The following is a 13,495-nucleotide window of genomic DNA, read 5'->3' as shown; positions in this document are numbered from 1 at the left end:
AGACCTCGGCGCCATGCTCGAGACAGCCCGGCGCTCACTGACATGCCCCACCTGCGTATCGAATACAGCGAAAACATGGCCAGCCGCTTCGACGGCGTGAGCCTGGCCCAGGCAGCCTGTGACGTCCTACTTTCCAGTGGCGTCTTCAACCCGCCGGACTCCATCAAGGTCCGCCTGATTCCCGTGCAGCACTTCTGTGTCGGCAGCGGCGCGGAGCACGGCTTCGTGCATGCCGAACTGGCCATGCTGTCGGGCCGCGACAAGCCCACCAAGCAAGGGCTCACCGAAGCCCTGGTGCTGGCCATGAGCAGCCTCATCGGCCCGGGCAGGCAGATCGTTCAGATCACCGCCGACGCCCGCGACATGGACCGGGAGGTCTACGCCAAGCGCCTGCTGCCCGCCACCTGAGCAGATGCCGGACTGAACCCACGGCTCCTCCTGGAGCCGTCTTTTTTGTATCCGAAAAGAATCGCCATGCCCGACCGCAACGCCGTCAAAGCCTATCTCCTCGATCTGCAGACTCGCATCGTCTCTGCCCTGGAACTATTTGACGGCAAGCCCTTCGTCACCGACAGCTGGACCCGCCCGGCCGGCGGGGGCGGCCTTACCCGCCTGATCGAGGACGGCAACTTCTTCGAACGCGGCGGCTGCAACTTCTCCCATGTGATGGGCGAGGGTCTGCCCCCTTCCGCCACCGCCGCCCGCCCCGAGCTGGCCGGACGCAGCTACGAGGCCATGGGTGTATCCCTGGTGCTCCACCCCCGCAACCCTTACTGCCCGACGGTGCACATGAACGTGCGCTTTTTCATCGCCTCCGCACCAGGCAAGCCCGACGTGTGGTGGTTCGGCGGCGGCAAGGATCTGACCCCCTACTACCCCTTCGAAGAGGACGTACGGCACTTCCACGCCAGCTGCAAGGCCGCCGTGCTGCCCTGGGGTGAGGCCGAGTACACCCGCCTCAAGGAGTGGTGTGACCGCTATTTCTTCCTCAAGCACCGCAACGAGCCCCGTGGCGTTGGCGGCCTGTTCTTCGATGACCACGGTGCCGACGGCCAGGTGGACTTCGACAGCGCCTTTGCCATGACCCGCAGCGTGGGGGATGCCTTCCTGAAGGCCTATCTGCCCATCATCGAGCGCCGCCGCGACACCCCCTACGGCGAGCGGGAGCGGGATTTCCAGGCTTATCGCCGGGGTCGCTATGTGGAATTCAACCTGGTCTTCGACCGGGGCACCCTGTTCGGCCTGCAGTCCGGCGGGCGCACCGAATCCATCCTGATGTCCATGCCCCCGATCGTGAAGTGGCGCTACGACTGGCACCCCGAGGCGGGCAGCCCGGAGGCTCGCCTGTACACCGACTTCCTGATCCCCCGCGACTGGGCCTGATCGCCCCCCGCTCCCGGAAAATAAAAAGCCCGGCCCGTCTTGCGACGGCCGGGCTTTTTGCTTAAGGGCAGCCGCAGCCGCCCTGTCAGCAGGACTTAGATCTTGCCGACGAGGTCCAGAGACGGCTTCAGGGTCTCGGCGCCTTCCTGCCACTTGGCGGGGCAGACTTCACCCGGGTGGGAGGCCACGTACTGGGCAGCCTTCACCTTGCGCAGCAGCTCGGAGGCGTCACGGCCGATGCCCAGGTCGTGAATTTCGGCGACCTTGATCTGGCCTTCCGGATTCACCACGAAGGTGCCGCGCAGGGCCAGGCCTTCTTCTTCGATCATCACGTCGAAGTTGCGGCTGATGGCGCCGGTCGGGTCGCCGATCATCGGGTAGTTGATCTTCTTGATGGTATCAGAGGCGTCGTGCCAGGCCTTGTGGGTGAAGTGGGTGTCGGTGGACACGGAATACACCTCAACGCCCAGCTTCTGGAATTCGGGGTACACATCGGCCATGTCACCCAGTTCGGTCGGACACACGAAGGTGAAGTCAGCCGGGTAGAAGAAGAACACGGACCACTTGCCCTTCAGGTCGGTGTCGGTCACAGGGACGAACTTGCCATTGTGGAAGGCGGTTGCTTTGAACGGCTTGATTTCGGTATTGATCAGGGACATCGCGTTTCCTTCACAGGTTGAGAAGACTTGGAGCCTTGGATGATAGGCCGGCCGAACTCATCGTTCAAATTGATTGATGAAATCGTCTGAATTAACAAAAACTATCGATCGTTTTGGGGCGCGACGGACGGCTCGCCCCCCAAAAAAAACGCATATGGTATTCCGCCCGGCAGGATACGAAAAGCCGGGCGCGAGCTCAGCGCCGGGAAAGCTCCGCCGCGGCGCGGTAGTGACGGTTGGCATCATCGGTCCGGCCAATGCGTTCGGCCAGGCGTGCCAGCTCCACGTGGGCTTCCCAACCCGGCTCGATGGCCAGCGCCGCATCGAGGTAACTTTCGGCCTTGCCCCACAGCTGGGACTGCACGCACAGGCGGCCGAGGCTGAGCAGGAGCTGCGGATCCCGCGGGTGGCGTTTCAGCCAGTCTTCGGCGCTGGCCAGACGACTGCGTACATCGCCCCCTTCGCAACGCCCGTAGATGTCGGCCAGATTTGAATCCCAGGCCAGGGCCAGCTGCGACTCGATGGCCTTCTGGGCTGCACCACTCTCGCCTGAGGCGAGCAGGGCCCTGGCAAATTCGCCCACCAGCCGCGCATCGCGCTGCTCATCCCGGGGTACATCATGCCAGTAGGCCAGCAGGGCCTGGGCATCGCCGGCCCGCTGCCGGAGGCCTTCCTGGTGAGCACGCCGCTTCACGGGGTCGGCCTGTTCCGCGGTCAGTGCCTTGACCTTGACCAATTGTCGCACCAGACGCACCGCCTCGACCCAGTTGCCCTTGGCCTGGGCCGTGCGCAGGGCCAGGCGCAGGGCGGCGATATGACGCTGCCCACCGGCCTGCAGATCTTCAATGCGCTCCGCCGCTTCATCAAAACGGCGCCCCTCCACTGCCAACTCGGCTTCTGTCATCAAGCGCGCAACACGCACCTCGTGATCGTGCCCGGCGGCCTTGTCCAACCACTCCCGGTAACGTGTCTCGTCCCGCAGGGAGTGGGCTGCCCGGGCAGCCAGCAGCGCCGCCAGACCCGGAGATTCCTTGGCCTCATAGGCCAGGCTGGCCTGCTTGAGAGCCTGCCCGAAGCGCCCTTCGATACGCAGCCGGGCCGCATCGTAGAGCGCCTGGGAAGCGCGTTCACGGCTCTTGCGGGCCCGGAAGCTCTGCACTGCACGAGGCAGCGCGGCCGTACGGGCCACCAACCGGGACAGGGCGTAGAGCGCTGCGAAGCTGCCCACCAAGAGCAGAAACAGCAGGTTCATGGAGATCTGGATGCGATACGGCGGCCACACCAGCAGGGCATACCCCTCGTTGTAGCGGCCAGCGACCGCCAGTCCGGCGGCCAGGGCAAACAGGCCAATCAACCACAGCAATCCTCGCATGGCCGGCCTCAGTTCTTCCTGGCCGGACGGGCCGCCTTGGCCGCCGGACTGGCCGGGACCGGCTCTGCCCTGCGCTCGGAAAGAGCCTGCAGACCGCGCAGAGCATTCTGGCTGGCCAGCAGGGGAGGCAGATCAACGCCAACCGGGGATTTCTGCAGGGCCAGCAGCTCGTCACGAGCGGTGGCCACAGCGGCATTGCGCAGGTCGAAATAGCGCTCAAGCCAACTGGCCGACAAACGCATGTCCTCACGGAAGGTGTTGCCGTCACGGGTGAGCAGGGCCAGCCGGGCATTCATGAGGCGCAACTTGAGGTTTTCGCGCAGGAACACGGCATTGCTGGGCGCCAGCAGGGCCGGATCGGGGCGGTCCATGCGCTCGATGCGCACCAGCTGCCTGAACTCGCCCCAGAACTCCAGCCACAGGGCCGACAACCAGCCCGATTCGCTGTCACGGGGTGTCGGCTGCGCCTTGGGGCGGGCCTCAAAGGCCAGCGGCAGCGCATCAAGGCGCCCCATCAGGGTTTCAAGTTTGAGCGCCACGCCAGCGGAATCCACCTGGGGCAGCGCCTTGAGGGCATCGATGTCCTCCGCCAAGGCTTTGCGCACCGACAGCCACTGGGGCCTATCGACGCTGGCCAGGCGGGCATCCGCGGTCTGCAGGGCCGCCAGCGCGTTGTGCACGTTTCCGGCCAACTGGAGCTGCTGAGCCGCGATGGTTACGGCCTGATCCACCTCGGACAGCACCCGGTCGTCCCGGGTGCGCGAGAACTCCTGGTACATTGCCTCCAGGGCTACTTGCTGCCCCTGGGTTTCGGAAAAGCGGGCATCCAGCCCCCCCAGCTTGTTCTGCAGGTCCTGCAGGTTCTCCTGATTCTGCCGGGTCAGGGTCAGGGCCTCGCGGGCCACAGAATCACCGTCGGACAAACGCTTTGCCAGCTCTTCCTGCAGTTCCGCGAGCCGGCCACGGGTTTCCACCCACTGCCAGCCCAGCAAGACCAAGGCCAGGGTAGCGATGACAACGGAAGGACGTAGCCAGGTGGAGGGGGCGGCTTGCGCCGGCACGGCGGGCTGGGCCGCCTCAAGGGGCGGAAGGCTGGGGATTTCGCTGCTCATGGGCGTGAGTTTAACCCGGATAAGTGTTGTGGTTGCGCGCGGAAAAATGGGCGACAAGGCCGTCAATCAACCCGGAATCCCCGGCTGCAGTGGTGATGACTGAAGCAAACCCGGCTCCCCGGGCTCGCTCGCCGATACGTGGATGGGGAACGAACACCGGCACCCCACGCAGGGCCTCGCCGCCAGGCAGGGCTTCGAGGTAAGCCAGGCCCTCGCTGCTGGTCAGCGTCAGGGCATCAAGGCGGCGCTGTCGGGCCCGGGCCAGCAAGGGCGCGGGGTCGTCGACGGGGCCACTGCGGTGGTAGCAAGTCAGGTATTCAACCAGTGCCCCGCGGGCACGCAGGGTGTCACCGAGCAGGTCGCGCCCGCCATCGCCGCGCAGGACCAGCACCCTCAGCCCCCTCACTGCCGCGGCCTGGAAGGCCGGCAGGGCGAGGACGGATTCACTATCGAAGCCGCTGTCGGGGGCGATGATCCGGCCAAAGCCCCGGGCAGCCAGCGCCGCCTCACTGCCCTTTCCGACGGTGGACACGGCCAAGCCGGCGGGCCACGGGCTTACCCGTAACAGCGCGTCGAGGCCAAGATTCACCGCATTGGGGCTGACGAAGAAGGCCAGGGAAAACTCCCCCAGACGCCGCGCCATGCGCTCAAGCGGTGCCACGTCGGGTACAGGAGAGATGGTCAGCAGGGGAAAGCGCAGGGGCTCGGCCCCCAGCGCTCCGAGCGCCGCGCACAGGCTGTCGGCCTGCCCGGCAGGGCGGGTGATGACGATGGAACGCCCGGCGAGAGGCAGCTCACCCATTCCGGCTACGGCTTACAGGCTGGCGAGAATCTCGTCGGCGCCATCGGCCCGCAGGTCGGCGGCCAGGGCCAGACCCAGGGCTTCCGGCTGGTCGATGGGGCCACGGCGCTCGGCTCGGGCAATGCGGGAACCGTCCGACAGGGCCACAAAGCCACGCAGCCACAGCTCACCACCCTGCACTTCAGCATAGGCCCCCAGCGGCACTTCGCAGCTACCGGCCAAGGCTCGGGAGGTGGCACGCTCGGCACGCACGCAGGCGGCGGAGCGGGGGTCGGCCAGGGGCGCGATCCAGGCAGCCACTTCGGGGCGGTCGGCCAAGGCCTCGATGCCCAGCGCGCCCTGGCCGGCGGCCGGCAGGGACACTTCGGAAGGCAGCGTGGAGCGGATGCGGCTGCCCAGGCCCAGGCGGCTCAGGCCGGCGGCGGCGAGGATGATCGCGTCGTACTGGCCTTCATCGAGCTTGCGCAGGCGGGTGTCGAGGTTGCCGCGCAGGCTGCTCACGGCCAGCATCGGGTACTGGGCGTGGATCTGGGACTCCCGGCGCAGGCTGGAGGTGCCCACCACGGCGCCCGGCGGCATGTCGTCGAGGCTCTCGTACTTGTTGGACACAAAGGCGTCCAGCGGCACTTCGCGCTCGGCGATGGCGACCAGCGCGAACTCGGGGGCCAGGGTCATCGGCACGTCCTTCATGGAGTGCACGGCGATGTCGGCGGCCCGGTCGAGCAGCGCGGTTTCGAGTTCCTTGACGAACAGGCCCTTGCCGCCCACCTTGGCCAGCGGCCGGTCGAGGATCTGGTCGCCGCGGGTGGTCATGCCCAGCAGCTCCACGGAGCAGGACGGATAGAGGGCTTCGAGACGGGCCTTGATGTGCTCGGCCTGCCACAGGGCGAGGCGGCTTTCACGGGTGGCGATGACGATGCGGTCGGGCGTAGGTGCGCTCACGGTATTCGGGCTCGGCTGGCTGAAAGGATGATCGGGGCGACGCGGCGATATGGACAAGCACGGGCCAACCGGGGCACTCTGCGGGCTTCCGCAGTGCAGCATCAGGGTAGGCACCTATGGCGGCCATTCGGGTCGGGATTCTAGCATGGGGCCCTGATGCGCCTTTCGCGCCGACAGCAACCGACAGGACAGGATCCGCCACGATGAGCGACAAGAACACCAGCGAAGACAAAGACCTCCCCCTCCGCGACGACATCCGCCTGCTCGGCCGCGTGCTGGGCGACACTGTGCGCGCCCAGGAGGGCGAGGCGGTGTTCGACCTGGTGGAGACCATCCGCCAGAGCTCCATCCGCTTCCGCCGCCACGAAGACCACGGCGCCCGCCGCGAACTGGAGGCCACCCTCGACTCCTTGTCCCGGGACCAGACCATCGACGTGGTGCGGGCCTTCAGCTACTTCTCGCACCTCTCCAACATCGCCGAAGATCAACACCACATCCGCCGCTCCCGGGCCCACCAGATCGCCGGCTCGGCCCCCAAGGAAGGCAGCCTGGCCCACGCCCTCGACCGCGCCTTTGCCGCCGGCCTGGGCAGCCCCGAACTGGTGTCCTTCTTCGATACGGCCAACATCGTGCCGGTGCTCACGGCCCACCCCACCGAGGTCCAGCGCAAGAGCATTCTCAACTGCCAGATGGTCATCGCCCGTCTGCTGGACGCACGCGACCGCATGCAGCTCACCCCCGACGAGCAGCAGGCCAACGAGGAGGCCCTGCGCCGGGCGGTGCTTACCCTGTGGCAGACGCGCATGCTGCGCACCGAAAAACTGTCGGTGATGGACGAGGTATCCAACGGCCTGTCCTACTTCGACTACACCTTCCTGCGCGAACTCCCCCGCCTGTACGCCGGGCTGGAAGACCGCCTGACCCGCCACGACCGCAGCTGGGGCGCAATTGAGCTGCCCAACTTCATGCGCGTGGGCAGCTGGATCGGCGGCGACCGGGACGGCAACCCCTTCGTCACCGCCGAGATCCTCGAAAGGGCCCTGGCCACCCAGGCCGAGAAAGTCCTGACCTATTACATGGACGAGATCCACACCCTGGGCTCCCAGCTGTCTGTGGCCCAGGGCCTGGTGAGCGCGTCCGACGCCCTGCTGCGCCTCGCCGAAGCCTCGCCCGACGGCTCGCCCCACCGTAGCGATGAGCCCTACCGTCGCGCCCTCACGGGCGTCTATGCGCGGCTGGCCGCCACCTACACTCAACTGCTCGGCCATCAGCCGCCACGCCATGCGGTAGCCCCTGCCGCCCCCTACCCCAGCCCCGACGAACTGTCGGACGAGCTGGAAGTGGTGCATCGCTCCCTCACCGCCAACGGCCTCGGCGCCCTCGCCCGCGGACGTCTGCGCCACTTGCGCCGCGCCGTGTCAGTGTTCGGCTTCCACCTGGCGCCCATCGACCTGCGCCAGAACTCCGACGTACACGAGCGCGTCGTCGCCGAACTCATCAAGGCCATCGACCCGAACCGCGACTACCTGGCTCTGGACGAGGCCGGGCGCATCGCGATGCTGCTTGAAGAGCTGGCTACCCCACGCCCGCTGGCCTCACCGTGGATCGACTACTCCGAAGAGAGCCAGGGCGAGCTGGCCATCTTCCGCGCAGCCCGCGCCGCCCACCTGCGCTACGGCAAGGCCGCAGTGCCCAACTGCATCATCTCCAAGACCGACGATGTCTCCGACATCCTCGAAGTGGCTGTACTGGCCAAGGAAACCGGCCTGCTGCGCCCTCTCGAAGGTGCGCTGGACGTGAACATCATTCCGCTGTTCGAAACCATCGGCGACCTGCAGAACGCCGCCGGGGTGATGGACCGCCTGTTCGCCATCCCCGAGTACATGGCGCTGCTGGAATCCCGCCGCAAGGAGCAGGAGGTGATGCTGGGCTACTCCGACAGCAACAAGGACGGCGGCTTTCTCACCTCGGGCTGGGAGCTCTACAAGGCCGAGATCGGCCTGGTGGACACCTTCGCCCGCCACGGCGTACGCCTGCGCCTGTTCCACGGCCGCGGCGGCTCCGTCGGCCGCGGTGGCGGCCCCAGCTACCAGGCCATCCTGGCCCAGCCGGGCGGCGCCGTGCAGGGCCAGATCCGCCTCACCGAGCAGGGCGAGGTGATCGCCTCCAAGTACGCCAACCCCGAGGTGGGCCGACGCAACCTGGAGGTGCTGGCTGCCGCCACCCTGGAAGCCACCCTCTTCGCCCCCCGCGACCCGGCCCCCCGCCCCGAATACCTGGAGGCCATGGACGAGCTGTCGCACGCCGCCTTCAAGGCCTACCGCAACCTGGTCTATGAAACCGAGGGCTTCGAGCAATACTTCTGGGAATCCACGGTGATCTCCGAAATCGCGGCGCTGAACATCGGCAGCCGCCCAGCCTCTCGCAAAAAATCCACCGCCATCGAGGATCTGCGGGCCATTCCGTGGGTGTTCAGCTGGGCCCAGTGCCGCATCATGCTGCCGGGCTGGTACGGCTTCGGTTCGGCGGTCCATGCCTATCTGAAGGCGCACGGCGACGCCGGCCTGGCACGCCTCCGGGCCATGCACAAGGAATGGTCATTCTTTGCCACCCTGCTCTCCAACATGGACATGGTGCTGGCCAAGAGCGACATCGCCATCGCCAGCCGCTATGCCGAGCTGGTCAAGGACGGTGCCCTGCGCGAAGCCATCTTCCCGCGCATCGCCAAAGAGCACGCCAGCACCATCGAGATGCTGCTGGCCATCACCAGCCAGGGCGAACTGCTGGACGCAAACCCTCTGCTCAAGCGTTCCATCCGCAACCGCTTTCCCTACCTCGACCCGCTCAACCACGTGCAGGTCGAGCTGCTCCACCGCTACCGCGAGGGCCATCAGGACGAGCGCGTGCGGCGCGGCATCCACCTGTCCATCAACGGCATCGCCGCGGGCCTGCGCAACAGCGGCTGAGGCCGTCAACCCTGGCTCTCTAGCCCCCGGGTGGCCCGGTTGAGGACGCCCACCCGGATCGTGCGGGGAGCCGGCTCGGCTTGGCTGTGTCAGACGCCGGTTGGCAGCCCATCCGGGCCTACTTGCCCGACCCTCTGCGTACCACGCCACTACCGCGCCGCGTCGGTGGCGGGGCTCGCCGGGCCCCCACCGGACTGTCAGCCTTGCCCCCACTCTTGCGGGAAGCGCCCGGCTTGCCGGCCGGGCTTCGATCAAGGACCACCGGCTGGTCGCGGGGCACCAGGTGCCGGGCCTGAGCACCTATCAGGTCGGCTCGCCCCATGGCCCGCAGGGCTTCGCGGATCAGCGGCCAGCCCTCCGGATCGTGGTAGCGCAGCAGTGCCTTGTGCAGGCGGCGCTGGCGCCCGGACTTCGGAGTCTCCACCGCCTCCGAGTCGGCCGACACCTTGCGCAAGGGGTTCTTGCCAGTGTGATACATGGTGGTGGCCATGGCCATGGGCGTCGGCATGAAAGTCTGAACCTGATCCAGGCGGAAGTTGTTGCCCTTCAGCCACAGGGCCAGGTTGACCATGTCTTCATCGGTGGTGCCCGGGTGAGCGGCGATGAAGTAAGGAATCAGGTGCTGCTTCTTGCCTGCCTCCTTCGAGAAACGCTCGAACATCTCCTTGAAGCGGTCGTAGGTGCCGATGCCCGGCTTCATCATCTTGTCGAGGGGACCATCCTCGGTGTGTTCCGGGGCGATCTTGAGCAGGCCGCCCACGTGGTGGGTGACCAGCTCCTTCACGTACTCGGGCGAGCGCACGGCCAGGTCGTAGCGCAGGCCGGAGCCGATCAGCACCTTTTTGACCCCCGGGATAGCCCGCGCCTTGCGGTAGAGCTGGATAAGGGGGCCGTGGTCGGTGCCGAGGTTCTCGCAGATGCCCGGAAATACGCAGGACAGACGCCGGCAGGAAGACTCGATTTTCGGGTCCTTGCAGGCCATCCGATACATGTTGGCGGTGGGGCCGCCCAGGTCGGAGATGGTGCCGGTGAAACCCGGCGTCTTGTCGCGGATCTCCTCGATCTCCTTGAGGATGGAGGCCTCCGAGCGACTCTGGATGATGCGCCCCTCGTGCTCGGTGATGGAGCAGAAGGTGCAGCCACCAAAACAGCCTCGCATGATGTTGATGGAGAAGCGGATCATGTCCCAGGCCGGGATACGCGCCTCGCCATAGCTCGGATGGGGTTGCCGGGCATAGGGCTGGCCGAAGACCCAGTCCATCTCTTCGGTGGTGAGGGGGATAGGCGGCGGATTGAGCCACACGTCGCGACAACCGGGGCCCACCCCGTGAGCCTGCACCATGGCCCGGGCGTTGCCGGGGTTGGACTCCAGATGAAAGGTGCGTGAGGCGTGGGCGTACATCACCTTGTCGTCCTTGACCACCTCGTAAGCCGGCAGGCGGATGACCTGGCGTGCCCGGTCGGCCTTGCGCGCAGCGACGCGCTCTGCGGCAGGGATGATGCGGATGGGCTGGGTGGTGGATTGGGCGCCTGAAGTCGCCCCTGCAGGTGCCCCGGCGGGCTCCATGGCGTAGGGATCGCGGTGCGGCTCGACGGGGCCGGGCCGGTCGATGTCGATGGAAGCGACCTCCACGAACCCCTCCGGCCGCCAGCCCGGCTTGACCATGAAGGCGGTGCCGCGCAGGTCGCGGATGGCCTCGATGGGCTCCCCTGCAGCCAGGCGATGGGCGAGTTCGATCACCGCCCGCTCACCCGAGCCGAACACCAGCAGGTCGGCCTTGGAATCGGGCAGCACCGAGCGGCGCACCTTCTCGGACCAGTGATCGTAGTGGGCGATGCGGCGCAGGCTGGCCTCAATGCTGCCAATCACGATGTTGGCGTCCGGGTAGGCCTCGCGGGCGCGCTGGGCGTACACCACCACGGCCCGGTCCGGCCGCTTGTCGGGCTCGGCGGCAGGCGTGTAGGCGTCATCGGAGCGGGGTTTGCGGTCGGCGGTGTAGCGGTTGATCATCGAATCCATGTTCCCGGCGGTGATGCCGTAGAACAGGCGCGGCTTGCCCAGCGCGCGGAAAGCATCGGCCGAATGCCAGTCGGGCTGGCTGATGATGCCGACCCGGAAGCCCTGGGCCTCCAGGGTACGGCCGATCAGGGCCATGCCGAAGCTGGGATGGTCGATATAGGCGTCGCCAGTAATGATGATGATGTCGCAGGCGTCCCAACCCAGGACGTCCATCTCGGCCCGGGACATGGGCAGAAAGGGCGCCGGTCGGAGGCGGGGCCGGTGACGGGGATAGGCGGGCAGCGAGGGGGTGAGGCCGGGGTTTTCCATGGGGCGAATTGTACGGGAGCCCACTTTGAAACACCCGTCAAAACGGACGTTCTCCACTGCGTATCACAGGCCGAGTGCCTCCTTGACCACAGGCCACTGGCGCCGGCTGACCGGCAGCTGTCCGGCCAGCCCGTCGAGCAGAATCACCCAGTGGGCTTCTCCATCTTCACCAGTGGTAGCCCTGGCCACGCCCCGGGCGGCCGGGCGGGCGATCAGGCAGTTACGGTGGATGCGCAGAAAACGCTGGGGAAACTCTTCCTCCAGTTGCACCAGAGATTCATCCAGAAGGTATTCCCGCTCCCGAGTATGCGCCACCACATATTTCTGTTCGGCCTTCAGGAACAGCACCTCGGACACCGGCACCAGCAAGATGCGCCCGCGCTCGCTGATGCTGAAATGGCTGCGGGTGGCCGGCGCCATCCGGCGCAGCACTTCATCGGCCTGGGGGCGCAGGCGGCGGGCCTTGGCCAGGGCGTCGGCCAGACGGGTGGCCCGCACCGGCTTGAGCAGGTAATCCACAGCCGCCAATTCGAAGGCGCGCACCGCGTATTCATCGTAGGCCGTCGAAAAGATCACCGCCGGTGTTGGCTCAAGCCGCCCCAGGTGGCGCGCCAGTTCGACGCCATCCATCACCGGCATGCGAATGTCGGTGATCACCAGGTCCGCCGGCTCGGTCTCCAGCAGCGCCAGGGCCTCGACACCGTTGGCCGCCATGCCGATGATCCGGGTGGGCTGCTGCTCGGCCAGATCCCCCAGCAGGTCGCGCAGACGCTCCCGGGCCGGCGCCTCGTCATCGACCAAGAGCACCGCCAGGGGGGCCAGGGGCACGTCATCACTCATCGTTCACTCCGGAAGGGTAGGCGAATGCGCACCCGATAGGCATCGTCCGTCTGCTCGGTGTCGAGGGCCGCCTCAAGGTCATAGAACAGCATCAGACGTTCGCGGATGTTATCAAGCGCCATGCGGTTGCCGGCATGATGTTGCTCGGCGTCAATCACCGGATTGGCGATCTCGATGACCACCTCCGGGCCGCGCCGGGCTATGGAAATGGAAACCTGGCCTGGCCCGGCACCAGGCTCGACACCGTGATACACCGCGTTTTCGACCAAAGGCTGAAGAAAGAGGGGCGGCACCAGGGATTCCTCCGCCGCGGCATCCCGCTGCCAAGCCACCTTCAGCCGATCGCCAAGCCGCAGGCGCTCCAGATTGAGATAGCGCTCGCACAGCACGATCTCGTCGGCAAGGGGTACCAACTCGCGGTTATCCTGCATCAGGGCACGGAACAGGTCGGCCAGTTCCTCCAGCCCCTCTTCGGCGCGACGCGGATTGGAGCGCAGCACCCCAAGCACGCCATTGAGGCTGTTGAACAGAAAATGGGGGCGGATACGGGCGGTCAAAGCCAACAGCCGGGCTTCCGCCAGCACCGGCGCCTGGGCGGCCCCCCGCAGATGGAAGTAAGTCATCACACACCCCGCCGTCACCATCGACCACAACAGTGGACGCCCGCCGCCGCCATAGCCGAGCGGTGCCAGCAGGCCCTGAACCCCCAGCACCACCCCTATCACCACGGCCCCGGTGCCCACCAGACCAACGCGGTATGGCAGGCGCTGCAGAGGCGTCCGCAGCAAAAACAAGGCCGCCACCGACAGGATCAGGGGAAACTCGACACGTAGCGCCATGTCGAGAATCTCCTCCCCGAGCACCACGAGCTCCCGGTTACGGATCAGCACGGCCACGAGGGCGAGGCCATTGACCAGCAGCAGCATCCGCAGTACGACGCCCAGGTTGCGGAAATCGGGCAAGGTCCCTTCATAGCGGCCACGGCCGGCGCGGCGCGGGTTTTGCTTTATACTCATGGGTCAAAAAACGGGCCAAAACCTTGAATCCACGGGCTTCTCTCCGTGGCACACGGCCCTCTTATCGCTGAGAG

11 protein-coding genes are annotated in these 13,495 nt (G+C 66.6%); 3 read left to right on the top strand and 8 right to left on the bottom strand.

From position 1 onward, the window contains the following. Positions 1-42 precede the first annotated feature (42 nt). Positions 43-408: a 5-carboxymethyl-2-hydroxymuconate Delta-isomerase gene (locus tag PHI64_RS06020; protein WP_299880144.1), complete on the top strand. Its 366-nt coding sequence runs from the start codon at positions 43-45 to the stop codon at positions 406-408. Positions 409-474: 66 nt separating this feature from the next. Continuing rightward, a complete protein-coding gene (gene hemF, locus PHI64_RS06015) occupies positions 475-1,383 on the top strand; it encodes an oxygen-dependent coproporphyrinogen oxidase (protein WP_299880142.1) in 909 nt (302 codons plus the stop codon). A gap of 95 nt (positions 1,384-1,478) precedes the next feature. On the opposite strand, the gene ahpC is transcribed toward hemF, so the two are convergent. The 5 genes from ahpC to hemC all read right to left on the bottom strand — a co-directional run bounded on the left by ahpC (position 1,479) and on the right by hemC (position 6,270). Continuing rightward, on the bottom strand, positions 1,479-2,042 hold the full coding sequence (gene ahpC / locus PHI64_RS06010; RefSeq protein ID WP_299880140.1) for an alkyl hydroperoxide reductase subunit C: 564 nt from the start codon (positions 2,040-2,042) through the stop codon (positions 1,479-1,481). 196 nt (positions 2,043-2,238) lie between these two features. Next, positions 2,239-3,414 (bottom strand): heme biosynthesis HemY N-terminal domain-containing protein, encoded by a 1,176-nt coding sequence (locus PHI64_RS06005; protein WP_299880138.1) that lies wholly within the window; start codon positions 3,412-3,414, stop codon positions 2,239-2,241. Between the two features lie 8 nt (positions 3,415-3,422). After that, a complete protein-coding gene (locus PHI64_RS06000) occupies positions 3,423-4,526 on the bottom strand; it encodes a uroporphyrinogen-III C-methyltransferase (RefSeq protein ID WP_299880136.1) in 1,104 nt (367 codons plus the stop codon). A gap of 10 nt (positions 4,527-4,536) precedes the next feature. Next, the gene (locus PHI64_RS05995; RefSeq protein ID WP_299880134.1) at positions 4,537-5,328 is read right to left on the bottom strand and encodes a uroporphyrinogen-III synthase; all 792 of its coding nucleotides are present in this window, start codon (positions 5,326-5,328) and stop codon (positions 4,537-4,539) included. 12 nt (positions 5,329-5,340) lie between these two features. Then, the gene (hemC, locus tag PHI64_RS05990) at positions 5,341-6,270 is read right to left on the bottom strand and encodes a hydroxymethylbilane synthase (protein WP_299880133.1); all 930 of its coding nucleotides are present in this window, start codon (positions 6,268-6,270) and stop codon (positions 5,341-5,343) included. Between the two features lie 203 nt (positions 6,271-6,473). Between hemC and ppc the strand changes: the two genes are divergently transcribed. Continuing rightward, positions 6,474-9,236, top strand: a complete 2,763-nt coding sequence (ppc, locus tag PHI64_RS05985; RefSeq protein WP_299880132.1) for a phosphoenolpyruvate carboxylase — start codon at positions 6,474-6,476, stop codon at positions 9,234-9,236. Between the two features lie 118 nt (positions 9,237-9,354). Here ppc and PHI64_RS05980 read toward each other — a convergent pair whose 3' ends face one another. The 3 genes from PHI64_RS05980 to PHI64_RS05970 form a co-directional block, all read right to left on the bottom strand. Further along, complete coding sequence (locus PHI64_RS05980) at positions 9,355-11,484, bottom strand: YgiQ family radical SAM protein (protein ID WP_299880323.1); 2,130 nt, start codon at positions 11,482-11,484, stop codon at positions 9,355-9,357. Positions 11,485-11,628: 144 nt separating this feature from the next. Further along, complete coding sequence (locus tag PHI64_RS05975) at positions 11,629-12,405, bottom strand: LytTR family DNA-binding domain-containing protein (protein ID WP_299880130.1); 777 nt, start codon at positions 12,403-12,405, stop codon at positions 11,629-11,631. Further along, positions 12,402-13,421: a histidine kinase gene (locus PHI64_RS05970; RefSeq protein ID WP_299880128.1), complete on the bottom strand. Its 1,020-nt coding sequence runs from the start codon at positions 13,419-13,421 to the stop codon at positions 12,402-12,404. The genes PHI64_RS05975 and PHI64_RS05970 overlap by 4 nt, the downstream gene beginning before the upstream one ends. Positions 13,422-13,495: the final 74 nt, after the last annotated feature.

The sequence above is a fragment of the Zoogloea sp. genome, from assembly GCF_028689785.1.
GTDB lineage: Bacteria > Pseudomonadota > Gammaproteobacteria > Burkholderiales > Rhodocyclaceae > Zoogloea.
The sequence above is the reverse complement of the archived record's forward strand: the minus strand, read 5'-3'. Positions and strand labels throughout refer to the sequence as shown.